Annotated in this window: 26 protein-coding genes; 20 read left to right on the forward strand and 6 right to left on the reverse strand. The window is 61.1% G+C overall.

What is annotated here, in order from left to right; all coding sequences use genetic code 11:
• The 5 genes from NKI64_RS13390 to NKI64_RS13410 all read left to right on the forward strand — a co-directional run bounded on the left by NKI64_RS13390 (position 1) and on the right by NKI64_RS13410 (position 4,666).
• Positions 1–1,131, forward strand: coding sequence for a CgeB family protein (locus tag NKI64_RS13390; protein WP_023733218.1), 1,131 nt, complete (start codon positions 1–3; stop codon positions 1,129–1,131).
• Complete coding sequence (locus NKI64_RS13395; protein ID WP_352668337.1) at positions 1,128–2,222, forward strand: CgeB family protein; 1,095 nt, start codon at positions 1,128–1,130, stop codon at positions 2,220–2,222. Before NKI64_RS13390 ends, NKI64_RS13395 begins: the two co-directional genes overlap by 4 nt.
• Positions 2,219–3,322 carry a CgeB family protein gene (locus NKI64_RS13400; protein ID WP_023733219.1) on the forward strand — a complete coding sequence of 368 codons (1,104 nt, stop codon included), beginning with the start codon at positions 2,219–2,221 and terminating at the stop codon, positions 3,320–3,322. The genes NKI64_RS13395 and NKI64_RS13400 overlap by 4 nt, the downstream gene beginning before the upstream one ends.
• Positions 3,323–3,345: 23 nt before the next feature.
• Positions 3,346–4,386 (forward strand): UDP-glucuronic acid decarboxylase family protein, encoded by a 1,041-nt coding sequence (locus tag NKI64_RS13405; RefSeq protein ID WP_023681096.1) that lies wholly within the window; start codon positions 3,346–3,348, stop codon positions 4,384–4,386.
• A 94-nt stretch (positions 4,387–4,480) separates the two neighbouring features.
• The gene (locus tag NKI64_RS13410; RefSeq protein ID WP_023667982.1) at positions 4,481–4,666 is read left to right on the forward strand and encodes a hypothetical protein; all 186 of its coding nucleotides are present in this window, start codon (positions 4,481–4,483) and stop codon (positions 4,664–4,666) included.
• 8 nt (positions 4,667–4,674) lie between these two features.
• Here NKI64_RS13410 and NKI64_RS13415 read toward each other — a convergent pair whose 3' ends face one another.
• A complete protein-coding gene (locus NKI64_RS13415) occupies positions 4,675–6,489 on the reverse strand; it encodes a hypothetical protein (protein ID WP_352668340.1) in 1,815 nt (604 codons plus the stop codon).
• Positions 6,490–6,574: 85 nt separating this feature from the next.
• On the opposite strand from NKI64_RS13415, the gene NKI64_RS13420 reads away from it, so the two are divergent.
• The 11 genes from NKI64_RS13420 to NKI64_RS13470 all read left to right on the forward strand — a co-directional run bounded on the left by NKI64_RS13420 (position 6,575) and on the right by NKI64_RS13470 (position 15,547).
• Positions 6,575–7,678 carry an inositol-3-phosphate synthase gene (locus tag NKI64_RS13420; RefSeq protein WP_023736084.1) on the forward strand — a complete coding sequence of 368 codons (1,104 nt, stop codon included), beginning with the start codon at positions 6,575–6,577 and terminating at the stop codon, positions 7,676–7,678.
• Positions 7,675–8,271 carry a histidine phosphatase family protein gene (locus NKI64_RS13425; protein ID WP_023667978.1) on the forward strand — a complete coding sequence of 199 codons (597 nt, stop codon included), beginning with the start codon at positions 7,675–7,677 and terminating at the stop codon, positions 8,269–8,271. Before NKI64_RS13420 ends, NKI64_RS13425 begins: the two co-directional genes overlap by 4 nt.
• 14 nt (positions 8,272–8,285) lie before the next feature.
• On the forward strand, positions 8,286–9,386 hold the full coding sequence (locus NKI64_RS13430) for a CgeB family protein (RefSeq protein WP_023699986.1): 1,101 nt from the start codon (positions 8,286–8,288) through the stop codon (positions 9,384–9,386).
• Positions 9,386–10,189, forward strand: a complete 804-nt coding sequence (locus NKI64_RS13435; protein ID WP_023667976.1) for a sugar phosphate nucleotidyltransferase — start codon at positions 9,386–9,388, stop codon at positions 10,187–10,189. The genes NKI64_RS13430 and NKI64_RS13435 overlap by 1 nt, the downstream gene beginning before the upstream one ends.
• Before the next feature lie 3 nt (positions 10,190–10,192).
• The gene (locus tag NKI64_RS13440; protein ID WP_023687791.1) at positions 10,193–10,954 is read left to right on the forward strand and encodes a TIGR04290 family methyltransferase; all 762 of its coding nucleotides are present in this window, start codon (positions 10,193–10,195) and stop codon (positions 10,952–10,954) included.
• Positions 10,947–11,879, forward strand: coding sequence for a glycoside hydrolase 5 family protein (locus NKI64_RS13445; protein WP_352513842.1), 933 nt, complete (start codon positions 10,947–10,949; stop codon positions 11,877–11,879). Before NKI64_RS13440 ends, NKI64_RS13445 begins: the two co-directional genes overlap by 8 nt.
• A gap of 7 nt (positions 11,880–11,886) precedes the next feature.
• The gene (locus NKI64_RS13450; protein WP_023744465.1) at positions 11,887–13,044 is read left to right on the forward strand and encodes a glycosyltransferase; all 1,158 of its coding nucleotides are present in this window, start codon (positions 11,887–11,889) and stop codon (positions 13,042–13,044) included.
• 8 nt (positions 13,045–13,052) lie between these two features.
• Complete coding sequence (locus tag NKI64_RS13455) at positions 13,053–14,030, forward strand: GNAT family N-acetyltransferase (protein ID WP_023667972.1); 978 nt, start codon at positions 13,053–13,055, stop codon at positions 14,028–14,030.
• Between the two features lie 4 nt (positions 14,031–14,034).
• Positions 14,035–14,937, forward strand: coding sequence for a class I SAM-dependent methyltransferase (locus tag NKI64_RS13460; RefSeq protein ID WP_023691450.1), 903 nt, complete (start codon positions 14,035–14,037; stop codon positions 14,935–14,937).
• 73 nt (positions 14,938–15,010) lie between these two features.
• Positions 15,011–15,229 (forward strand): hypothetical protein, encoded by a 219-nt coding sequence (locus NKI64_RS13465; protein WP_023691451.1) that lies wholly within the window; start codon positions 15,011–15,013, stop codon positions 15,227–15,229.
• 141 nt (positions 15,230–15,370) lie between these two features.
• The gene (locus NKI64_RS13470) at positions 15,371–15,547 is read left to right on the forward strand and encodes a hypothetical protein (protein WP_352668344.1); all 177 of its coding nucleotides are present in this window, start codon (positions 15,371–15,373) and stop codon (positions 15,545–15,547) included.
• Here NKI64_RS13470 and NKI64_RS13475 read toward each other — a convergent pair whose 3' ends face one another.
• From NKI64_RS13475 to NKI64_RS13495, 5 genes are all read right to left on the reverse strand, one after another.
• Complete coding sequence (locus NKI64_RS13475; RefSeq protein ID WP_352668346.1) at positions 15,548–16,111, reverse strand: sigma-70 family RNA polymerase sigma factor; 564 nt, start codon at positions 16,109–16,111, stop codon at positions 15,548–15,550. It abuts the gene before it with no gap.
• A 623-nt stretch (positions 16,112–16,734) separates the two neighbouring features.
• Positions 16,735–17,706, reverse strand: a complete 972-nt coding sequence (locus tag NKI64_RS13480; RefSeq protein ID WP_023687785.1) for an amino acid ABC transporter permease — start codon at positions 17,704–17,706, stop codon at positions 16,735–16,737.
• Positions 17,707–17,725: 19 nt separating this feature from the next.
• Positions 17,726–19,006, reverse strand: coding sequence for an NAD(P)/FAD-dependent oxidoreductase (locus tag NKI64_RS13485; protein WP_023687784.1), 1,281 nt, complete (start codon positions 19,004–19,006; stop codon positions 17,726–17,728).
• 144 nt (positions 19,007–19,150) lie between these two features.
• A complete protein-coding gene (locus tag NKI64_RS13490; protein ID WP_023691453.1) occupies positions 19,151–19,978 on the reverse strand; it encodes a transporter substrate-binding domain-containing protein in 828 nt (275 codons plus the stop codon).
• 299 nt (positions 19,979–20,277) lie between these two features.
• Positions 20,278–21,480 (reverse strand): MFS transporter, encoded by a 1,203-nt coding sequence (locus NKI64_RS13495; RefSeq protein ID WP_352668350.1) that lies wholly within the window; start codon positions 21,478–21,480, stop codon positions 20,278–20,280.
• A 176-nt stretch (positions 21,481–21,656) separates the two neighbouring features.
• On the opposite strand from NKI64_RS13495, the gene NKI64_RS13500 reads away from it, so the two are divergent.
• From NKI64_RS13500 to NKI64_RS13515, 4 genes are all read left to right on the forward strand, one after another.
• Positions 21,657–22,568: a LysR family transcriptional regulator gene (locus NKI64_RS13500; protein WP_023681081.1), complete on the forward strand. Its 912-nt coding sequence runs from the start codon at positions 21,657–21,659 to the stop codon at positions 22,566–22,568.
• Between the two features lie 289 nt (positions 22,569–22,857).
• Positions 22,858–23,061, forward strand: a complete 204-nt coding sequence (locus tag NKI64_RS13505; protein WP_023667962.1) for a hypothetical protein — start codon at positions 22,858–22,860, stop codon at positions 23,059–23,061.
• A 224-nt stretch (positions 23,062–23,285) separates the two neighbouring features.
• The gene (locus NKI64_RS13510; RefSeq protein ID WP_023712242.1) at positions 23,286–23,540 is read left to right on the forward strand and encodes a hypothetical protein; all 255 of its coding nucleotides are present in this window, start codon (positions 23,286–23,288) and stop codon (positions 23,538–23,540) included.
• A gap of 316 nt (positions 23,541–23,856) precedes the next feature.
• Positions 23,857–24,831, forward strand: coding sequence for a L,D-transpeptidase family protein (locus tag NKI64_RS13515; RefSeq protein ID WP_023712243.1), 975 nt, complete (start codon positions 23,857–23,859; stop codon positions 24,829–24,831).
• Positions 24,832–24,867 lie beyond the last annotated feature (36 nt).

Here is a 24,867-nt window from a genome sequence, read left to right on the forward strand (position 1 = left end):
ATGCGCTTTGTGTTCTACACCCACTCGGTCGTTTCCGACTGGAACCATGGCAATGCCCATTTCCTGCGCGGCGTCATGCGAGAGCTGGTCCAGCGCCGGCATCAGGCGATTGCGCTGGAGCCGGCGAATGGCTGGAGCCGGTCGAATCTGCTGGCTGAGAAGGGGTCGTTCGCCATCGAACGCTTCCGCAAGGATTTTCCCGAACTGATGCCGGTGACCTACGATGCCGGATTTGATCACGAAGCCTGGATTGCCGAGGCCGACGTTGTGATCGTTCATGAGTGGACGGATCCGGAGCTTGTCGCACGTATTGGCCGTGCCCGGGCCGCCGGCGGCAACTTCATCCTTCTTTTTCACGACACCCACCACCGGGCCGTGTCTGCGACCGAGGCACTCTCGGCGCTCCGGCTGGAGCACTATGACGGCGTTCTCGCCTTTGGCGAAACCTTGCGCGAGAGCTATCTGCGCGCCGGCTGGGGCAAGCGCGTCTTCACTTGGCATGAAGCGGCGGACGATCGCCTGTTCAAGCCGCACCCGGAGATCCACCCCACCTCCGATCTGGTCTGGATCGGCAACTGGGGCGATGATGAGCGGACCGCCGAACTCAAGGAGTTTCTGATCGAGCCGGTGCACGATCTCGGCCTTGATGCCGCTGTTCACGGCGTACGCTACCCCAAGACCGCACTTGCGGATCTGGCCACCGCAGGACTGCGCTATGAGGGGTGGATCGCCAATGCCGACGTGCCGAAGGCCTTCGCCGCGCATCGTGTCACACTTCACATCCCACGGCGCCCCTATCGCGAGAGGTTGCCCGGAATCCCGACGATCCGCATGTTCGAGGCACTCGCCTGCGGCATTCCGCTGATTTCAGCGCCATGGTCCGATGTCGAGCAGCTTTTCAGGCCCGGTGTCGACTTCCTGTTTGCCGAGAATGGCTCGCAAATGCGGCAACAGCTTCGGACGGTGTTGTCCGACGAGGACTTTGCGGCCTCCCTGGTGACCTCGGGTCTCGAGACCATCCGCTCGCGGCACACCTGCCGCCACCGCGTCGACGAGTTGCTCGGCGTGCTCACGCAATGCGCGAGCCGACACACCGCCGTCCCGACAGCCGCAAAGGAAGCCGTCGCATGAAGATCGCATTCTATGGATCGAGCCTTTTGTCGTCCTACTGGAACGGTGCCGCGACGTACTATCGCGGTTTGCTCAAGGCACTTTCGCAATTGGGTTACGAGATCACGTTCTACGAACCCGATGTCTACGACCGGCAGAAGAACCGCGACATCGAAGCTCCCGACTGGTGCACTGTCGTCGTTTATGAGGCGACCCAGCATGCGCTGATGCAGGTCGCGGCACGTGCCGCCGGCGCCGACATCGTCGTCAAGGCGAGTGGCGTCGGTTTCGAAGACGAGGCGCTGCTTCGCGCCGTTCTCGACCACGCCCGCAGCGACGCGCTTGTCGTATTCTGGGACGTGGATGCGCCAGCCACGCTTGCCCAGTTGCGCGACGAGCCGGACCACTCGCTCCATCGTGCACTGCAGGAGATCGACCTCGTGCTGACCTATGGTGGCGGCGATCCCGTTGTCTGGGCCTATCGTGCCATGGGCGCCAAGGAGTGCGTGCCCATCTACAATGCGCTCGATCCCGAAACGCACCATCCGGTCGCCAGCAAAGCGCGTTTTGCCTGCGACCTGGCGTTCCTCGGAAACCGGCTGCCGGACCGTGAAGCGCGTGTCGAATCGTTTTTCCTCGATCCCGCCAGCCAGCTGCCGAAACAGCGTTTCCTGCTCGGAGGCTCGGGTTGGGGCGACAAGCCGCTCCCCACCAATGTAGGCTGGCTCGGCCATGTCGGCACCCGCGATCACAACGCCTTCAATGTCACCCCAAAAGCCGTGTTGAACATCAGCCGCGACAGCATGGCCGCCAACGGTTTTTCACCGGCCACGCGAGTGTTCGAGGCGGCCGGCGCGGGCGCCTGTCTCATCACGGATGCATGGCTGGGCGTGGAACTGTTCCTGAAACCAGGCGAGGAGATCCTGGTCGCGCGTGACGGCGGCGATGTCGCCGAAATAATGCGCTCGCTGACCCCCGGGCGGGCCAAGGCAATCGGCCAAGCCGCACTTCACCGCGTGCTGGCGGACCATACCTACGCGCTTCGGGCGGATGTGGCGGATGCCGTCTTCAAACGTCATTTCGAGCACGGGGCCGTGGAGGCAGCGGAATGACCAAGAAACTGGACATCGTCTTTCTCGGCCTGTCGCTGTCCTCATCCTGGGGAAACGGCCACGCCACGACTTTCCGGGGTCTTTTGAAAGGCTTGCACGGACTCGGTCACCACGTGACTTTTCTGGAGCGCAACGTGCCGTGGTACGCCAATCACCGCGATCTGCGCGATCCGGAGTTCTGCGCCTTGCGCTACTACGAAACCACTGCGGAGCTGCAACGCGACTACGCACAGTGCCTGGAGCAGGCCGACATCATCGTCATCGGATCCTTTGTTCCAGAAGGACGCCAGGTCATCGACATCGTCGCCTCGCTTTGCAAGGGGCAGCTCTGCTTTTACGACATCGACACCCCGGTGACCCTGGCCAAGCTTTCAGCCGACGATTGCGATTATCTGAGTTCGCGGCAAATTCCGTATTTCGATGTCTATTTCTCCTTCACTGGCGGACCAACGCTCAACCATCTGGCGCAAGACTTCGGCGCGCGCCATGCCGAACCTCTCTATTGTTCGGTCGATCCAGAACGGCATCACCCGACAGGAGATCCGATCCGCTGGGATCTCGGCTATCTCGGCACCTACAGCATGGACCGGCAGACAACGCTGAACGCTCTGCTGCTCGAGCCCGCACGGCATATGCCGAACCTCCGTTTCGTCGTGGCCGGCTCCCAATATCCATCCGACATCATCTGGCCGGACAATGTCGAACGCATCGAACATTTGCCGCCAGCCGATCACGCCGCGTTCTATAGCCGTCAGCGCTACACGCTGAATGTCACACGCAGTTCCATGATCACCGCAGGATGGTCGCCCAGCGTGCGCCTGTTCGAAGCGGCGGCTTGCGGCACGCCCATCGTCAGCGACCGCTGGCCAGGGCTCGACAGCTTCTTTCCCGCGTCGGCGATCCACACCGCCGCGGAGACGGACGATGTCATCGATATCCTCGTTGGCGAGTCCGAGCGCGCACGCCTGGCCATGGCCGGCCGGGCTCGCAAACTCGTCCTCGCTTCCCACACCGGCGCGGCCAGGGCTCGCGAATTCGTGGCGGCGCTGACCCAACCAAGGGCGACGGCCCTCGATCTCGACATTGGAAGTGCAGCATGAACGGCAGACAGGAGAAAACAGCGATGCGACAGACAAGAAAGGCGCACAGGGCAAAGACGGTGCTTGTTGCCGGCGGCGCGGGTTTCCTCGGTTCGCATCTTTGCGAAGTATTGCTCCGCAACGGCTGGCGCGTGATCTGCGTCGACAATTTTCTGACCGGGCGCATGGAAAACATCATCTCGATCATGGACCGGCCGGGTTTCCGGTTGATCGAGCAGGACATCTGCCGGCCACTGGATCTCGGCGAGCCCGTGGATCACATCTTCAACCTGGCCTGCGCCGCCTCACCGCCGCGTTATCAGGCCGACCCGATACACACCACGCGTACCTGCGTGATCGGAACCCTCAACCTGCTTGAACTCGCTGTCCGCAATGACGCGCGACTGCTGCAGGCCTCGACGAGCGAAGTGTATGGCGATCCGGAACAACACCCGCAAAGGGAGGATTACGTAGGTCATGTGAACTGCACCGGCCCACGCGCCTGCTACGACGAGGGCAAGCGCACCGCCGAAACGCTTTGCTTCGACTATCTAAGGGCCGGCAAGGCCGACGTCCGCGTCGCGCGCATCTTCAACACCTACGGTCCGAGAATGGATCCGGCCGACGGTCGCATCGTCTCGAATTTGATCATGCAGGCGCTCGAGAAGCGTCCGCTGACGATATTCGGCGACGGCCAGCAGACGCGATCCTTCTGCTATGTCTCCGACTTGATTGATGGATTGATGCGCCTGATGAACATCGACCCCAATCCGGGCAAGCCGGTCAATCTGGGCAATCCCGGAGAATTCACCATCGTGCGACTGGCGGCATTGGTGAAGGCGATGACCGGCACCAAGTCGGATCTGAAATTTCTGCCCCTGCCGCAAGACGATCCTCGGCGCAGGCAGCCTGATATTTCGCGTGCGAAAACGCTGCTCGGCTGGTCGCCGAGAGTGCCGCTCAACGAAGGGCTCAAGCTGACGATCGATTATTTCGCGGCGCTCGAAGGCACCGGCATCGGCGATCAGATGACAGGCCTTGCCAAAAGGAGACCCGCAGGCGGGCTGCAGAACCTTCCTGCATGACGTGGGCCGCGGCCGGACCTGCCCGGAGATCGTGCGGAACATCCATCCAACCTTGTAGTTTGGCGGGAGGGACCCGATACGGAGGATCATCCTCATGCAACCCAAGCGACCCGCGAAGGATGTCGACAAGATTGCCGAACGCGAGGCGGCTGCCTATCTGCGGCGCTCCTCGATCACCTATCTCGAGTGCTGCGTCAGCCTGATGATGACGCATCTGCAGCGCGAGGAAGTGGCCGCTATTCTCGAGCAGGAAGCAGACATGCTACGAAGGCTGGATTGATCGAAACGCTACACCTGAGATTCGTCCAGGAATCGTATCAGCCCCGCCCTGTATCGGTCTGCGGTCGCGGCCAGCTTTGCTTTTTCCTGGCCATTTTCGGATTGCGCAGCCGTGCTCCAGAGCCCGATTTGGAACGCCAAATAGCAGGGTTCGAAAAAATCGATGTGGCCATTGTCAATATCGAGCCCCATCCCCTCGACCAATGTCGTCACATCGCTGTCGGACAGTCCATATTCGACACGGGCGCCGGCAATGTCCCACTCTATCGGCTGGCAGCCAATCAAATCGTGTGCCCGGCAATGGTCGACAGCATCTGTCTTGACCACCGTGCCGTCGGCACAAACGAGAAACTCCCACGCGTGAAGCTTTCCGTCGATTTCCACCGGCCGCAGAACATGCGCAGGGGTTTTTTTCGAGAGCCAACCGCGCAACGTCGCCGCTCGGTTCTCGCCCAGGGCTTCAGATGTATTGGAAGCAGCCATTTCCGCGAGTGCGAGCAATGATGCACCCGGTTCGCAGGTTCGGAGATTGAGCGCCCGCCAGGTTAGATAGCGCGTCAACTCCGCGACCAGCCTTCCTCTGGGCAGCGGCGCCTGGTCCATCGTGGTGCCGTCAATCCACCGTTCGACCAGAAAGCCGTGGCAAAGCCCGACCACTTGCGATCCCAACCCGGCTTTCCCCAACATTTCCGCGGCTCGTTTCTTATGCCGTCCGGTTTCGCCGAGGCCGGCGAATTTGACGAGCCAGCGACCACACCCCGCGGACGCCAGGAATTTACGCCGCTCGATGCCGCGCGGGCTCGGCGGCCAATGCTTTTCGTCGACGTAGTGGACGCTCCTCCATTCGCCACCAGACAGTTCGGTCAGGCGTAATTCGGGGCTGCCGACCGCCTCGGCCACCCAGTCGCGCAGCGTGGGAATGTTCGAGCTTTCGGGGAAGGTGCATTCGAGCGCCGTCGCCACATGTTTCGGACAGCGCGACCATGTCTCCCTGGCCTCCCGTGACGCTTCGATGCCCGGGTTGCCAGGATGGCTGGGAAACAGGTGAATGCGGTCCATACCAATACCCAGTTCCCGCAGCCACGCGACGACGGCGTGCATCGAACTGCCGGACAGACCGGGACCTTCGTCTACAACGGCGAAGCGTGCCGATGGATTGTTCTTCCAGGAAGCGATCGAGCGCGGATCGGCATTGATGTGCCTGCGGAAAGGATGGCCGACCGGACGAACGCTGAACGGCGCCGGCGCGCCAATCGCGGCAGCCACTATGGCGGCAAGCCCCAGGCCGATGCTGCGGATGCCGATCACGCATGTGTTCGCATCGAGACCTGACTCCTGCGCCGCTCCCAAATAGCTTTCGGGATAAAGCGCGTAATGCGCGTAACCCTCGGCAGAACCGGTCAGAACCTCAGCCTCGCAATCCAACCCGTCCAGCAGTTGGAGAAGTCCCGGCTCGATGCCACCGCCCACGGCGAAACCGCTTCGCCACGACTTCGCCACCTCTGCCGCAAGACCAACCAGCAATCTGGCGCCTTGCTGTTGCCGCGGCGAAAAGATGTCGATGCCGCTGGTCTCGAAATCGACATCGGCAAGCGCGCGAACCAGTTCCGATACGCTGATGAACAGCCCAACCAACGCGGCATGGCGTCGGACGCCATGAGCCATGCGGTCCAGACTTTGAGCAATCTCGCTGGCAGCTTCGCGAAGCCGTTCTGCGCTCTGCCTCCGCTTCTGGTCGCCGTAAACGATCATCGATCGGTTTTCCAATGCTTTGCCTTGCGGCAACGCAGCGAGCGCTGCTTCGATCCATGCTGTCTTGCGCAATTTTTCGGCAGGCCAAGGAACATTCCGGCACGCTGGTGGTTCGGCGGCAGGAACTTACCTTTGAACAGCATAGGGCGGCAGTTTCGTGGGATCGAAAAAGGTTCGTGTCGGTATCGTCGGGGTCGGCAATTGCGCATCCTCCCTGGTGCAGGGCCTCTCCTATTATCGTCACGCAAAAAGCAACGAACCAATCCCAGGGCTGATGCATGCCGACCTCGGCGGCTACCATGTCGACGACGTCGAGATTGTCTGCGCGTTCGACGTCGCCAGGAGCAAGGTTGGCCTCGACGTCGCTGAAGCAATCTACGCCGCCCCCAACAACACGTTCCGCTTTGCCGATGCGGCGGCAAACGGCGTTCGCGTCGAGCGCGGACCGACACTTGACGGCATCGGAAAATACTTGCGCGACGAAATCGAGGAGGCGCCGGAGCCGGTTGCCGACGTCAGCGAAATCCTGCGCAACAGCGGCGCCGACGTGCTGGTCTCTTACCTGCCGGTGGGCTCCGAGGAGGCGACGCGCTTCTACGCCGAATGCGCGCTCGAGGCCGGCTGCGCCTTCGTCAACTGCATACCCGTTTTCATCGCCTCACGTCCGGAATGGCGCCGGCGCTTCGAGCAGCGAGGGCTGCCGCTGGTCGGCGATGATATCAAGAGCCAGGTCGGGGCGACCATCGTTCACCGCCTGCTGGCCAATCTCTTCCGCGAGCGCGGCGTGCGCATCGATCGCACTTATCAGCTGAATTTCGGCGGCAACACCGACTTCCTCAACATGCTGGAACGCGAGCGGCTGGAATCAAAGAAGATTTCCAAGACCCAGTCCGTGGCCAGCCAGTTCGATGTTCCCCTGGAGCCGGGCAATATTCATGTCGGACCCAGCGACCACGTACCGTGGCTGACCGATCGCAAATGGGCCTATATCCGGGTGGAAGGGACGACCTTCGGCGGCGTGCCGCTCAACGCCGAACTCAAGCTGGAAGTCTGGGATTCTCCAAATTCAGCCGGCGTGGTGATCGATGCGATACGCTGCGCCAAGCTTGCGCTCGATCGTGGCATAGCGGGAGCACTGACCGGCCCCTGCAGCTATTTCATGAAGTCGCCTCCCGAACAGTTCACCGACGCCGAAGCGCGGCAGCGCACGCTCGCTTTCATCGCCGGCAAGGACGAGCCTTTGCTGGATGCCGCGGAATGACGACAACGTTCTTTTTGATCCGTCATGCAGCGCACGACAATGTCGGCTCCTATCTTGCAGGACGGATGGACGGCGTTTGCCTTGGCGAGGCTGGGAAGGCGCAGGCCGCGCATCTTGGTGGCCGCATGGCCCGGGAGCCGATTGAAGCCATCTTGTGCAGCCCGCGTGAGCGTACGCAAGAGACGGCCGTGCCGATCGCGCTTGCCTGCGGCGTCGGCGAAATCGCGATCTGCGCCGAACTCGACGAGATCGATTTCGGCGATTGGTCGGGAAAGACTTTCGACGAGTTGAATGGCGATGCCGGTTGGCGGGCGTGGAACGACCAGCGGCAGGAGGCCAGGACACCGAGCGGCGAGACCATGCTGGATGTCCAGGAGCGGATCGTCGCACTGATGAACGCAGTGCGCGAGCGGCATCCGAATCAGTGTGTCGCCCTGGTCAGCCACGCCGACGTGATCAAAGCCGCCGTCTGCAAGGTGCTTGGCTTGCCGGTCGGCGACTGCTTCCGCTTCGACATCGATCCAGCCTCGATCACGACGATCGTGTCGGGTGACTGGGGCTCCAAGCTCCTGCGAATGAACGAAGCTGCCTGACGAGGACTTTCCGGATGCAGATGGTCATTTTCGGTCTCACCGTTACATCATCATGGGGCAACGGCCATGCCACGCTCTGGCGCGGACTGATCCGCGCCCTGGGTCGGCTGGGATGGTCCATCACCTTCTTCGAACGCGATACCCCCTACTATGCCGGGACGCGTGATCTCGATCGGCTCGATGGCGGCAACGTCGTCATTTATCCGGACTGGGAAGACATCCGTCGCGTTGCGGAGCGGGCAATGAAGCAAGCGGATGTCGTCGTCGTTACCTCCTACTGTGCCGACGCCGTGGAGGCCTCGCGGCTGGCGCAGCAGACAGGTCGCGGATTGCGTGTCTTCTACGATCTCGACACTCCGGTCACGCTTGCCCGCATCGAGCAAGGCGAGCGTCCGCCCTATTTCGGACCTGAGGGTCTTGCCGATTTCGACCTCGTTTTGAGTTACACCGGCGGCTCTGCGATCGAGGCGCTTAAGTCGGTTTTAGGCGCGCGTCACGTGGTGCCTCTCTATGGGCATGTCGATCCCGACCAACACCGGCCGGCAGAGAAGCGGGCCGAATTCGCCGGTGATCTGTCCTATCTCGGAACTTACGCGGCGGATCGCCAGGCCGGCGTCGAAAAGCTGCTGGTCCGCCCGGCCGCGCGCCTGCCCGACCACCGTTTCATCATTGGCGGCGCGCAATATCCGCAGGAATTCCCATGGAGCGACAACATCTTCTTTGTCAGGCATCTTCCGCCAGCCGACCATCCGGCTTTCTTCTCATCATCTCGCCTGACACTGAACGTCACCCGGGAGGCGATGGCGCAAAAGGGCTGGTGCCCGTCGGGACGGCTCTTCGAAGCGGCCGCGTGTGGGGCTGCCATCGTCACCGATGCATGGCCGGGCCTGGCCGAATTTTTCGAACCCGGCCGCGAAATCTTGTTGGCGCATGACACCGATGATGTGGTCGCCGCATTGCGATTGCCGGAGCGCGAGCTCGACGGCATTCGAAGGCGTGCCCGCGACCGGGTCTTGGGCGAACACACTTCCGCACGGCGCGCGGCGGAACTGGATCGCATCCTGAACGAGGCCTTTCAAAGATCTCCCGGCGAACCGATGAGGGAAGCGGTCTAATGTTGGGCATCGTACCCGCTGCCGGGCGCGGCAGCCGCATTCAGCCGCTCGGCTTCTCGAAAGAGCTGCTGCCGGTCGGTAGCCGGATCGATGGACAGACCGAGCGTCCATGCGCCGTGAGCGAGTATCTGGTACGGCGCATGGTGCAGGCCGGCGTCGACAAGATTTGCTTCATCATCGGATCGGGCAAATCCGACATCCTTGAATACTACGCCGCCGGCTACGGTGACGCGGCGGCTCTCTTCGTGGTGCAGCCGAACCCCGTCGGTCTGTGCGATGCGATCTTCCGGGCGGCGCCCCTCGTCGCGCCCGACGAGGTCGTCCTGGTCGGCCTTCCCGATACGATCTGGTTTCCCGAGGACGGTTTCCGCCATTTGCCCGACGATCAGCTCTCATTTCTGCTTTTCCCGGTGGATCAGCCGGAATTCTTCGACGCCGTCGTCACCGACGTCCACGAGCGCGTGATCGAAATCCAGGTCAAACGACAGGATGCCGCCACGAACTGGGTTTGGGGTGCGTTCAAGATGCCGGGCCATATCCTGCATCAGCTTGCGGCACTCTGGCGTGAGCGCGAGCGCAGTGACGAATATATCGGCACTTTGGTCAACGCCTATATTGCGGCCGGCGGTACAGCTTTTGGTGTCAGGGCTGGGTCGGACTATGTCGATGTCGGCACTTTCAACGGCTATCGAACAGCTCTGCGGTTGCTTGAAAACGACGCCTCATCCGCGCAGCGCCGGCCCACCATGATCATGCCCGGCGCGCAGTCGCATGTACCCGTCGTTCCTGGCGAAGGAGCCTGAGCCATGCTGCATTCCCATGCCGAAATCCGCCGCCGCATCGATGCGCTCGGCCCGTGGTTCCACAACATGGAACTTGCCGGCGTCGAAACCGCTCCCAACCATTTTCTGGGCAACTACCCGCTGATCAAATGGCGCAAATTTGCCAATGCCATTCCTGCTGATCTGACGGGCAAGGCGGTACTCGATATCGGCTGCAATGCAGGATTTTACTCCATCGAGATGAAGCGGCGAGGTGCTGACCGTGTCCTCGGCATCGATTTCGATGACGCCTATCTGGCCCAAGCTCGCTTTGCCGCCGAGGTTGCCGATTGCGAGATCGAATTCCAGAAGCTTTCGGTCTACGATGTCGGGTCGCTGCGCGAGACGTTCGATGTCGTGCTGTTCATGGGGGTGCTTTACCATTTGCGCCACCCCTTGCTCGCGCTCGACCTGATCCGCGAACATGTCGCCCGTGACCTGATGATCTTCCAGTCCATGCAGCGCGGCAGCGCGGATCTGCCCGAGTTGGAGGAAAACTATCATTTCTGGACGCATGACCTGTTCGACCAGCCGCAGTTTCCCAAGCTGCATTTCATCGAGCACCGCTATGCCGACGATCCCACCAACTGGTGGATTCCAAACCGCGCCTGCACCGAAGCGATGCTGCGCAGCGCCGGTTTCGAGATCGTTCTGCACCCCGAGCAGGAGGTCTATTTCTGCCGCGCAGCCGGGGACCCGGCCGGCGGCGGCGCCATCTACCCCTCGAAAGGACAGCTCCATGATTGAAGCCGCCATGATCTGGAACGAGCCCAACAACAAATCGCATTGGGACCCAGAGCTCGATCCCGATTGGAGCCGCTTTGCCAGGATGGCGATCTTGTCGGCTGACGCAATCGCGTCGGAGAACCCGTCTTTGACGAAAGTACTCGGTGGCATCTCGCCGATAGATCCGGGCTTTATCACCCGCATGAAGGAATTCAGCGTGCTGGACCATGTCGATGCCGTCGCCGTGCACGGCTTTCCGCTCGACTGGAACCTGTGGCAGATCCACGAATGGCCACAGAAGATCGGCGAGATCGCGACCGTCACCAACCTTCCCATCTGGGTCAGCGAAGTCGGCGTATCGACCTTCGGCGCGGAAGAAATCCAGGTTTGGGGGCTCAAGCGCACCGCCGAGTTGCTGATTGGCAACGCACCACGCATCCAGTGGTACAGCCTCTACGATCTTCCGCGCGAATGGGAAGCAACGACGCGGCATCGCGAGGCGGAGGGCTCTTCTTACTATCGACATTTCCACATGGGGCTGCTGCGCCAGGACGGTACGCCAAAACCTGCGCTGGAGGAGTTCCTGCGCTACACGCCCGCAATGGGGCTGGTGCAGTGGTTTCATTTCGAGGACCCCCGGCTGGACGATGCCGTCGCCTGGATGAAGCGGCTGGGCGTCACCAATATGCGCACGGGGCTTTCCTGGGCAGACAGCTTCCGGCCGAACGCGCTGGACTGGTTCGACCGGCAGATGGAGGCACTCGCCGATTTCGACGTGACGGTCACCTTTTGCTTTACACCGCAGCATCGCGGAATGATGCCCCACCACACCAGCCCGCCACTGGCGCCGGAGGAGTTCGCGGAATTCTGCGCAACCATGATCCGCCGCTATGCGCCCGGCATGACGTCCGCTTCGCTCCCGACGCGGCGGGCCTCGGCAGCGTGAAAGTGTCATGCTGCCAATGCATCAGACGCCTGACACATTGGACGAATTAGCGGCATCATCGGCAGGTGGTGCGGCATACGGGACCGAGGCGCAACCAGCCGCGGCGCTCACTGTCCTCAATGTCGCCTACCCTCTCGCACCCGTCGGACCCGATGCTGTCGGCGGTGCCGAACAGGTTCTGTCGATGCTCGATCGGGAGCTGGTTCGCGCCGGCCACCGCTCTATCGTCATTGGCTGCCGCGGCTCCAGCGCGAGCGGTACCCTTGTGGAAATACCGGCTGAAAACGGCGTGCTCGACGAGGCGGCGAAGAGCCGCGCGCAGCAGGCTCATCGCAAAGCGATCGCCGCTGCCCGCGCCCGATGGCCGATCGATGTGGTTCATCTGCACGGCATCGATTTTCATGCCTATCTGCCCGACGATGGTCCGACCCTGGTGAGCCTCCACCTGCCCTTGGACTGGTATCCGGCCGAGGCTCTGCGACCGACGCGCGACGACCTGTGGCTCCATGCGGTCTCGCCCACCCAGCAGCAAACGGCGCCACCAGGGGCCAGACTGGTGGCGCCGATTCCCAACGGCGTTGACATCGAAGCACTGAGCCTGGTGCAGCCGAAGCGAGACTTTGCCCTGGTTCTCAGCCGGGTCTGCCCGGAAAAGGGCATTCACCTGGCCCTGGACGCGGCCAAACAGGCGCGCGTGCCCCTGGTCATCGGCGGCAAGGTCTATCCCTACGAAACACATACGCGCTACTTTCGCGACGAGGTCCAATCCCGTCTTGATGCTCGCCGCCGCTTCCTGGGCCCGCTCGGTTTTAACGCCAAGAGGCGCTTTCTCAACGCAGCCCGCTGTCTGGTCATTCCAAGCCTCGCCGCCGAGACAAGCTCGCTTGTCGCCATGGAGGCCCTCGCCTGCGGTACCCCGGTGGTCGCATTCCCGAATGGTGCGCTTGCGGATGTCATCGAGCACGGCAGGACGGGCTTTCTCGTCAACACAGTCGACGAGATGGCCCAAGCCATTCTTGCGGCGCCCAGCCTGGACGCCGAGGCGTGCCGGGTGGAGGCGCGACGGCGGTTTTCGCTGGAACGGATGATCTCGTCGTATATGGCTGCCTATCAGGCGCTGGCACAACTTGGCACAGATTGCCGGCGCTTCGCTGCGGCACCGTGAGAAAAGCAGTGTTGCGCAGCGAAATCATCGATGACCCCGTAAAATTCGATGCCTTGACGCCGCACTGGTGGAAACTGTGGGAGCAGAGTTCCTCTGCGACGCCGTTCCAATCCCCCGCCTGGCTGGTGCCATGGTGGCGCGCATTCGCACCCGGTGAACTGGCGACAGTTGCGGTCTGGCGTGGCGGCGATCTGGTCGGGCTGGCGCCACTCTATCTCGAGCATGGAACGGCCGGTTCGAAGCTGCTTCCGGTCGGTATTTCGCTCAGTGATTATCTGGACATCCTGGCTGTCCGGGATATCGAGGCGGCGGTTGTCGCCACCATTGCCGAAACGATCTGCTCGGTCGGGTGGTCACAATGGATCTTGTCTGATCTGCCGCAAAACAGTGCCGGTCTTACGATCGCGCATCCCGGTTTAACGGTCGAGAGGCCGGTAATTCATGCAGCCTGTCCCGTGCTTGCTGTTGCCGGCGACGACACGTTGGCCGGCTGCGTTCCCGCTCGGCGCAGGCGCCAGTTGCGCCGGGCGCGCCAAGCGGCGTCCAGACGCGGCCGGCTCGCGTTGGCGTCAGCGCGGGGCGATCAGAACTTCCTGAACCAATTGATCCGCCTGCACCAGGCACGCTGGGTTGGACATGGAGGTGGTGTATTGGCCGACCCCGCCGTGCAGCACTTCCATGGGCTTTCACTTCCCTTGCTCGATGCTCACGGCCTGGTCCGATGCTGGTTGCTCGCGATCGATGGCACGACTGTCGCCGCCTATTACGGATTTCACCACCGCGGCCGCGCCTATGCCTATCTCGGCGGCCTAGATCCTGCATATGCCGAGGAGAGCCCAGGGGCGATCCTGATCGGCCACGCGATCGCGGAGTCGATCCGCGAGGATGCGCGCGAATTCGACTTCCTGCGCGGCCAGGAGGCCTACAAATATGGCTGGGGCGCCGTCGACAGGTGGACGATGCGGAGGATCTGGACGCGGAGTTGATGTCATGAGTGTGCACGCGCAGCGCCGGACATCGGTCAGACGGGCGGTCGAAGATTGCATGGCCGATGGTGCCTGCGCCGAAGCTGTTCTCGTCAGGCTGGCGCTTCACCTGCCGCCCACAATTGAAGCGGCGGAATTGGCGGAGTTCGTGCTGAAAGTCCGTCCGGCGGATACCGGCGATGCTGAAAGACTGCGAAAGGTCGCTGGACTGCTGCGCCACAGACCGGGCGTCCTTGCCACTTTGCGAGCGACAGGCGGCGCCGTTCGGCATGAACGCGGTAACGGCGAGACGGATATTGCCGTCGTCACGCGGCTGGCCTCGAGTTTTGATGCCGCGGCAGCAATTTCGACAGCCGCAAGTGTCCAGTTAGGATCCCTTGGCGATGACGAGCGGCTGACAGCCATGACCGACGAAATCGTTGAATGGCTCGAGGCGCGAGAATTCACCGGAATTGAACGAGACATTCTCGACATCGGTTGCGGCATCGGACGTTTCGAGCGCGCGCTGTCCAATTCCTTCAAGCGGATGGTCGGCATCGACATATCATCGCGGATGATCTCTATCGCCTCCGAGCAATGCGCAGCGCTCGGCAATGTCGAACTGCGCCAAACCTCCGGTCTCGATCTGGCCGACTTCGACGACGACAGTTTCGATTGCGTGTTGGCGGTCGACAGCTTTCCCTACCTGGTCCTGGCCGGCATGGCTGAGCGGCTTTTCGATGAAATTGCGCGCGTTCTCAAACGGCCGGGCCGGCTCGCATTGCTCAACTATTCTTATCGCGGATCGCTTTCTTTGGACCGGGCCGACATCGGCCGTCTTGCGCAAGCTCACCAATTGCGGGTCGTCATCGACGGCGAGAAGCCGTTTGGGTCATGGGATGGCGACGCCTTCCTGCTTGCTGGGTGAGACGGAACATTACAGCGCGATGCCGGTTCGGGCGTCGGCACCGATCGGTGTCCTGGATTCGAAGGAGGAGATCATGGCATCCGGCGGCAAAAAGCATTTCGGCCAAGGCAGCCAAGGCAAAGGTGCCGGCGCCGGCGCAATGACCACCTTGGACAAGGACAAGATCGAAGAAAACGCGGTTTTGTCCAACCGCGACAGGAAGCAACATAGCCGAGAGCGCGGGCTGGACGGCAATCGAATCAAGTCCGATCAATTTCAGGATCACGCCGCAAACCGGTTGCTGAAGGACTGACGCCACCGCGCCGCGTCTTGCCGCGGCACGGAGGAAAACTGTGCAAGGGCCGCCGGTGAGCCTCTCGGCGGTCGACAACGCCTTGTAGTGCCGAGCGCTCATCATCAGACTTGGATCTAGGGATGCTATCAAGAGAACGTGATGTCTCATTCGAGCGACGATACCACGGATCTGCTTGTCGAGATGGCAGTGGATCAGGAGATTGCTTCCCTGCTGGCCGCCATAGAGCAGGAAAAGATACCAGACCGCCTATCCAAGCTGGCGATCCAATTGCAAAATGCTCTCGTCGAGAAGCGTCGGCGAGAGGTGAAGAGCTGATTATCTGCGGCTGTCGACCTCTATATCGAGCTGACCATCCGACAGCTGATTTCGCCTTTCTATCAATGTCTGCAACGAGCTCTCCCCGAGTAGCTCAAGGATGTTGGCGCGGGCACGGTTCAGCCGGCTCTTGACCGTCCCTACCGCGCAGCCGCAGATTTCGGCGGTTTCCTCGTAGCCCACTCCTAAAACGCCGATCAGCATCAGCACCTCGCGCTGATGTTCGGGCAGCTTTTGGATGGCGCCGTGAACTTCCTTGCTCTGAACGATCCATTCCTGGGTAGCTTCCGAAATCGGTCTCGAAGACGCGCAGTCGAGAAGGCCTGGCGCTTCCCGTGCAGCGATCTTGATCCGGGTGTAGTAGGTGTTGCGCATGATGGTGAAGAGCCACGACTTCATGCGTGTACCAGGTTCGAACTTGTCGATGTTGGCGAGCCCTTTGGTCAACGTTTCCTGCACCAGATCGTCGGCATCGTCTGGAACGCGGCAGAAGGTGCGCGCGAAAGCCCGCAGGGCAGGTATCAGATCAACGATGGAAACGTCATTGGTTTGTTGGTCGGCCAAGAGATAGCCTCCGGATGACAATGGTCCAGCTCCCAGAAGAAAGAGTGAATGAACGAAGCCAGAGCTAAATGCATGGAAGTTTGGTTCGTTCCCGCCGTTGGAAACAACTCTTCGAAAATTCCACCGGGCGCGAACACGCCGACTACGGTCTTCCCCCAACCACGCCCACTTCAAAGGAACGAAACACCATGCCGAGCTTCATTCCCGGGAAGTCTCGCCGGTGCGTTTGGCTGTGCAGGGCATGGACCGAGTCGTGCGGCTGGTAACGCGCAAACCACTGCTGACAAACCTATTGGCGAACCACGTGGCGAACTCGGCTACCATCGATACATAGCGATAATGGTTGGCCGGAGACATGTTAGAGTCATTAATTTTGTTAACTTATTGGCGCGGGTGAAATCCAGCAATCGGTCGTAGTTGCCGGGCGGTCGGCCAACGAACATGCTCGTCCAGCACTTGCTCTATTCTGCCCTCCGATCGGGCTAAGCCGATGAAATACCGGGTTGATTCACCCCTCACGACGTCGCCGAACGGCATGCTGTCGCGTACAATCTGCAGCTGCTCTCCGAAGCTGGCTGTTGCGGTGCTGTGCAACTCGCTTTGGCGAAGATCACGGATGACGATCAGCGCTTGAGTGAGCGCCCGAACCGGTCCTCGATCCGCGACTGAAGGAACTCGAGCCCCATCGAGAGCAGCCAATAGATCATCGAGGCGGTGATGAGCATCTCGATGTGGCGGAACTCGGTCTGGCCCTGCGTGCGTGCGAGATACATGATCTCCCAGACCCCGACCACCGAGACCAGCGAAGAATCCTTCAGCATCGCAATGAACTGGTTGCCGGTCGGCGGCACGATGACGCGCATCGCCTGCGGCAGGATGACCAGGAACATCGTCTGGTTAGCGCTAAGGCCGAGTGCCGTAGCACCCTCGGTCTGGCCGCGCGAGATGCTTTCGATGCCGGCCCGGAAGATCTCGGTCATGTACGCGCCGTAGCAGAGCGACAGCGCCATGATGCCAGCCGGCACGGCGCCGATCACGTAGCCAATCTGCGGCAGGCCGAGATAGATGATGTAGATCTGCATCAGCAACGGCAAGCCACGAAACAGAGAGGTATAGAAGGTCGCCAAGCCATAGACCACGCCGTTGCGGGAAAGTTTGGCGATGGCGCCAACGAAGGCGATGAGGGTGGCGATGGCGATCGAAATGGCCGAAATGTAGAGGGTCGTCACCACACCCTTCGAGACGAGGAAGCCGATCTTCTTGGCGATGAACGCGAAGGACAGGTCGAAGGAATAGAAAAACAACATTAGCAACACGAACAGCTCTATCCAAACTGCCACAATCTGCTGTTTGCGGCTGAGATACCGCAGCGCGTTCCAGTTCGCCACCAAGATCAATGCGATCAGCACCGCCGAGACCGCCCGCCCGACGTCCGGGTTGGCGGCGAGCCACTCGACCGACCCCGGAACGAGCTTGCCGAGCCAACTGGCTTTGATGCCGAGCCCATACAGGCCGGCGGCGATGGCGGCGAGCACGAAGAACACGCCAACGCGGCGCGCCGCGTCCGGGTGGTTGAGCAATAGTCGGCCGATCACGTCTTCGATCTCCCTGCGGTCAGCGGGCCCGCTCGCGCCACCAATCCTGCGCCTGCAGCTTCCAGTAGGTGAGTTGCGCAACCGCAAGTCCAGCCGGGCCGCCCGCCCAGGCAAGGCCGAATGGTGCAAACAGCCGGTAACGGTCCGATTGTCCCAGTATGGCTTCGGCGATCAACTTGCCGGCGATCGCCGTGGTGTTGATGCCATGGCCACCAAAAGCCGTGAGGTACCAGACGCCCGGCTGCAACGGGCCTATCTGGGGCATCATGTGCCGGGCATAAGACATGAGCCCGGACCAGGCGAGTTCGGTCTTGAGGTGTTCGAGCTGCGGATAAGTGGTGACCATCTCACGGCGCAATTGCCTCGCCAACACGCCCGATGAGGCTGCCCGGGTGGTGATGCGCCCTCCCCAGAGCAGCCGCCTGCCGCCTTCGACAACACGGTAATAATCGCCTGCGCGACGGTTATCGCCGACGGCGTCGGTCGTCGTAATCGCCTTGGCGATGAGGTCAGGCGCCTCCTCGCTCACCATAACGTAAGTGGCGATAGGCAGGAATGCCCGCTGCAGCCGGCCGACCAGTGGGCCCGTATATCCGCCGGTGGCAACTACGGCCTGGCGGGCGCGCACTTCGCCGCTGTCGGTACGCAAGATCTTTTCGGCGCCGTCAAGGTTGGCTTCAACGGCAGCCGTTCTCTCGTATATCCTGCCGCCCAGCCGCTCGATCTCGCCAGCAACGGCGCGCAGATAGTTAAGCGGATGCATGTGGAAGGCGCTGGGATCGCGCAGGCCTTGGTGGTAGCGATCCGAATGCAGCACCGCTCGCACCTGGTCGCGATCGAGATAGTCGAGCCGGTAGTCGAAATCCCGCGCCAGTTGCTCGGCATATGCCTTGAGCACGGCGCCGCCATCGTGGCGAAGCACGCTCAATATACCGGAGCGCGGCTCTGCCGCCTTGACGTCGAGATCGCGGATCGTCTGCCGCACGAAGTCGACGCCTTCGATGGACAGGCGGTGCAGTTTTTGTGCCGCGTCGACGCCGGCCATCGCGGCGATGTTGTCGGTGCCGGTGGCGAAACCGGGATTAACGAAGCCGCCATTGCGACCGGAAGCGCCGAATCCTATCCGCTGCGCCTCAAGCACGACGACCTGCTGGCCGGCGCGAGCCAGCTGCAACGCCGTCGTCAGGCCGGCCAGTCCGCCGCCGACAACGACTGTCTCGCACTCGGAAACGCCGCTCAGCGGCGGTCTGATGGTGTTGTCGGCAAGCGTGCGTCGGTAATATGTGTCAGGACATGTCATGATCAATATGATGAGGTGGCGGCACTAGAGCATTTTGCAGGCAGGCGGAGCCGCCCGGTGTCGTGGAAATGCGGCTGAAACAAAACAGATGGAGCGGGATGTTCAATTGAATGCACCCCGCTCAAGCTTTATCCACGATGCCTCTCAGTCAGAGCTGTAATCCTTGCCGTACCACTTGGTGGTCAGTTTCGCGAGGGTACCGTCCTTCTTCATCTCGTCGAGAATGCCGCCGATCTTGGCATTCCACTCGGCATCACCTTTTTCCGCGATCACCACCAGTGGCTCACGGAAGGCATAGCCGCCTTCCAGGACACGCAACGGGTAGCCGTTCTTTATCGCGTTCTGAGCCGTCTGTTCTGGTGCGATGACCGCGTTGAGGCGCACGCCGTCGCCGAGCCTCAAATCGTCGAACGGCAGCATTGAGTCAGCGAAAGTCCTGATCTCACCGGGCTCCAGCTTGTATTCGATGGGCGGCAGGCCGGGAGCATCGATCTCGAGTTGTCTACGGATGAAATCCTCCGACGTGGTGGCGGTCTCGACGCCGATGATCTTGCCGTTCAGGTCGGCGACCGATTTGGCCGGGCTGTCCTTGTGAACCACGTAAACGTAGGGGCTATAATAATAGATGCCTTCGAAATCGATCACCTTGGCGCGCGCTTTGGTCGGCGTCACCGAGCCGACACCCAGATCGTAACGTCCCTGCCAATGGCCGCCCGTCATCGTCGCCCAGTCCGGCGTATCGAAACTGACCTCGACACCGAGGCGCCTTGCGATCTCTTTCGAGACATCTATGTCGAAGCCGACCAACTGATTGCTGTCGTCGAGGAAACTCTGCGGCGGCCAACCGCTGTTTGTGGCGACCACCATTGCCTTCTTCGAGGTAACCCGGTTGATGGTTTCACCCGCCGAGGCCGCAGACGCGAACGCGAGCGTGGTAGTGGCCAAGGCCAGCCACGCGATCAATTTCCTCACTTGAACCTCCCTCTTCACCGTCATTCAGACATATGCTTCCCAGAGCGCGCTCCCGTAGAGAAACAGCAACTGAGAGCGCGGCATGAGATCGATCTCATATCAGCACACATATCGACGAGGGGATCAAGTCCTTTTTCAAGTAGCCAGTTGTCCTCCGGGGGCGCAAAGCATCGGCACCCGCACGGTGCGGCGGAACCCGCGTTTGATGTGATGCGCGTGACTTTCAAGACAGAGGAAACGAAGATCTACTTCAACCTATCACATCATTGCCAGATGGGCGGCACAGGATGGCTTGCTGTCTACGAGTTTCCGATGTTCCGGTTAAGCATGGGTGCGCGGCACACCGGCAGCAGCACCAGCAGGATGATGGCGGAGTCGACCCAGAGGACCCTGTTCACGCCCATCGTGTCGACGATCTGACTGGTCGCTAGGGTACCCACGGAGATGGCAAGATTGAAAGTGAAGCAGTAGATGGCCGTCGCGGTCTCCGCGCTTTCTGGTGCTGCACTCAGCACCCACGTCTGCAGCGTGATGGGCGCCGCGCCATACGCGAAGCCCCACACCAGCAGCAGGATGGTTCCTGTGAGCGGCGTGACCCCGAGCAACGGGAAGAGAGCCAGCGTGGCGCCGAGCCCAATGACGATGCAGGCCAATGTGCGACCGACGGATTTGGCGGCCCAGACGCCTGCGACGGCGTTGCCAATCATTCCGAGAATGCCATACCCCAACAGTAACCAACCTATGCTCCCTGCAGTGACGCCCGAGACCTCCAGCAACACCGGGCTCACGAAAGTGTAGGCACCGTAGTGGGCAGCCACCAGCAGTGCGGTCGCAACCACGCCCGACAGGAGGGCGGGATTGCGCAATTGCGCACGCAGGGCTTTCACCTCCACAGGCTGCGCCGCCTCCAGCTTCGGAAGCACAAGCAGGGCGGCGAGCAGTATGGCAAAGCTCAGGCCGGCGAGAGACCAGAACGCGCCGCGCCAGCCGACTAGATCACCGATGATCGTGCCGGCCGGCACGCCCAGCACCGCAGCGGCACTTACACCGCCGAAGACAATAGTCATGGCGCGCGGCACGGACGGTCCAGGAACAAGGCGTACTGCGATGCTTCCGGCTATCGCCCAAAAGCCACCGATGGTGATCCCGACGAGCAGCCTGGACGCGAGCAGAACGGGAAAGTTCGTTGCGAGCGCTGAATTCACGCTCGCCGCAGCCATTACCGCGAGCAGGCCCGCCATCAGAATACGCCGGTCGAGCCTCCCCACTGCCAACGGCAAACCGATAGAAGCGAACGCCGCAATTACGCCGGGTATCGTCACCGTGAGACCGCCACTCCCAATAGAGACATTCAACTCGGAAGAAATTGCCGGAATCAGCCCCACAGGGAGTTGCTCCGCAGTGATCATCGAAAAAATACCCAGCGATACAGTGAGCACGGAGAGCCACATGCGAAAAGTGGCTCCCTGTTTCTCCCGAAGGGCTGCTTTGGTCAGAGACATGATCACCTCCAGCCCGCGAGAAGGCACTCGACGCCAACGTTTCGGGCAAACGTTAGAGAGACGGATCGGGCAATTGATCCCGGCCTGGTTTCAGATAATCTGTCCACTGCGGATTGATAATCGAGGGAGATATGGATGGTGAATTCACGAAACGTGAATGAAAGAGGTGATTGCAGTTGGACCGGCTGACCAGCATGACCGTGTTTGCCAACGTCGTCGGTGAAGGCAGCTTCGCTGGAGCGGCCAAGCGGATGCGACTATCGCCAGCGGCTGTGAGCAAGCATGTCCAAATGCTGGAAGAGTGGCTTGGCGCACGCCTTCTCAACCGGACGACCCGGCGCATCAGCCTGACAGAGCTCGGCGCCTCCGTCTACGAGCGCAGTCTGCGCATAATCGAGGATGTCGAGGAAGTTCGTACGAGCGCGGCCGAGAGCAAGACACGTCCGACCGGCTCACTGCGTGTCAGCGCGCCGATCTCCTTCGGCGCGATGCACCTTGGGAGAGTCGTTGCAGAATATCTCGCGGTCTACCCGGAGGTGTCGGTTGAGTTGGTGTTGGACGACCGTGTGGTTGACATCGTGGAAGAGGGCCTGGATGTCGCGGTACGCATCGCTCCACTCACGGTTTCCAATCTGGTTGCTCGCCGAATCGCGCCGTCACGCGAGGTGGTCTGCGCTTCGCGCGATTATCTGGACAGACGCGGGCGTCCCACAAAGCCGTCGGATCTCCACGACCATGATTGTCTGGACTACGCGTTGCGCGCCAGCCGCGGAAAATGGCGGTTCGACGGACCAAAGGGGCAAGTGGCGGTAAAAATCACTGCACGGATGACGGCAACGAACGGGCAGCTCCTGCGCGATGCGGCGCTGGGTGGAGCAGGCATAGTACTTTGCCCCACTTTCCTTGTTGGAGAAGCCATTCGTTCGGGCCAACTGGAGACAGTGATGCCCCAGTTCAAGCCGGTAAGCCGGTCGATCTACGCTATGTACCCGTCAAGAAGGCATCTTTCCGCCAAAGTTCAAAGCTTCGTAACGCTTCTCGCCGCCCACTTTGGTGAGAACCCGCCTTGGGACAACTTTGGACCATGACGACTGGAATGTTGAGCCCAGAGGCCGCGCGCACTTGCACGGCCTTACTGTGCATGGGACCAGCACCCAGGGCCAAGGGGCGGTGCATATCGAGCCGTCCAGCACCTTTTCGAGACTGAAGCATCCGCTATTTGCCGACGGTCAGTCGCTGAGGCTCAATCCACCGCCCATCCTAAGCGCCGCCACAGCGCGAGTTGTAGCATCTGCGGTGTCTCTGGTTCTCTGCGGCCACCGGCGGAACGGGTTGTAAGCAGGCGCGTTCCTCCAGCGTCAAGCTTGGAGAACATACATGGATGACGAGCTGCGCCTGAAGTTACAAGAGCTGAGCCAAAGCATGCAAACGCGAGCGGCCGAACTTTCGACGCTCGGCGGCAGCGCAGACATAAGTACGGTGATGTCGGGGATCGCCGTCGCTCTGGAGGCGCTACTGGTGATTGCCGAAGAGATGAAAACGCCACGTTCCGGCCCTTCGGTCCTGCCCGACGCTACATGAACATCTCCGATCGTTTGGGAGAGGCTCCAGAGCGAGAGCGCCTACCGCTCACCAGCAAATCGCTCGCCGAGGAACTGGCTTTAATCCACATTCCGGGTTGGAGAGTGGAGAGCGCAATCTACTCAGTGGAGTACTCCAGGTGGGGTGAGCGTCGGCAGAAATGGATTTTGCACTCGACGATGCCTTTTGGGTAATCGAGGACGGCCTTAGGACGGAGGACCACGATGGCTTGGATGGCCGCAATTTGCCCTATCACAGATGAGCAGGCACTCGTTAATTCGGAGACAGTTGGCGACATCCGGGAGTTTCGCTGTCCGAGTTGCGGCGACTTCAAAATCACGAACTCGGCCACCGCGATGTTCAAAGGCCTGTCGGCAGAACAGAAGTTGGAGCGCTTCGAATACGCTAGGGCAATCGCGGGCGACAACGCGATCACAGTGACGACGGAACATGGATCTGTCGATACCGAAGATCAATAGAATACCCGCCCGACGAGCCGGGTTCCCAGCGCATCTCCTCATTGCTGCCCTGAGACCATTTGACTGCCGGTCCAGGTAATTGGGCAGTTTTGAAGGTAGAAGCTCACGTCAAGATGGCCAGACCATTTTTACACTGCCGATCTGCGCGGCCAGCAACGCCTCTCGTGAGGGGCAAGGCATGGGCATCGAACGTCGCGGACCGGTCGGCGGCGTAAGGCTGGTTGCCTATGATCCTCCTACCGGCGAATGGAACCAGATCTGCCACAGCGCGTCATAGAGACAGATCAGGTGCGATTTAACGTAAGGAGTGACATCGATGATCAGGCTCCTTCTCCTCCTCGCCATTGCACTCGCCTTCGCATGCGGCGGGACGGAGGCGGCCAAGCTGGATCTAGCCGCGGTAAATCAGGCGCAATTCTCCGCCGGCGGTCCGAAAGGGCTCGATCCTGCCGTGCTGAAGGCGCAAATTTTTTTGGATCGTGCGCGCTTCTCACCGGGGCTCATCGACGGCCGCCTTGGAGAGAACTTCGCCAAGGCGGTCAAGGCCTTCCAGGCGTCGAACGGACTGGCGCCAGATGGCAAGCTCACCCAGGCGACTTGGGACAAGCTGATGGCAACCTCCACCAGCCCAGCTCTGGTCACCTATGAACTGACCCGCAAAGATGTACGCGGCCCCTTCACCAAACGCATTCCGGGGCGCATGGAGAGGATGGCTCGCCTGAGAAGGCTTGGCTATCACGACTCGATCGAGAAGCTGGCGGAGCGCTTCCATGTGAGCGAACCATTGCTCAGGAGGCTAAACCCAGGCACCGGATTCAGGAAAGCTGGAACCACGCTGCTGGTACCAGATGTTGGCCGGGGTGAACCTCCCGCCACCATTGCCGGCGTGGAAGTCGACAAAGGCGCTCATCAGGTGCGCGTGCTCGACCCCTCCAATAAAGCGCTTGCCGTCTACCCTGCCTCGATCGGGAGCGACGAGAAGCCGGCACCAAGTGGGCAGGCAGAGATCCAAAGGGTGGTGCACAACCCGACCTATCACTACGATCCCGATTTTGCATTCAAGGGAGTCAAAACCAAGCGGCCCTTCACCATTGCTGCCGGCCCTAACAATCCCGTGGGATCAATCTGGATCGACCTCTCCATCGAAAGCTACGGCATTCACGGCACGCCCGAACCCGGCAAGATCGGGAAGACCTTCTCTCACGGCTGCATCAGGCTCACGAACTGGGATGCCGAGGACCTCGCCTCGATGGTCCAAAAACATATGAAGGTGACTTTCAAGGACGAGTGACGCAAGCCGTCGCATCCCTCGATGGTCGCCGAAACA

This window comes from Mesorhizobium sp. M0478, assembly GCF_040321305.1.
Lineage (GTDB): Bacteria > Pseudomonadota > Alphaproteobacteria > Rhizobiales > Rhizobiaceae > Mesorhizobium.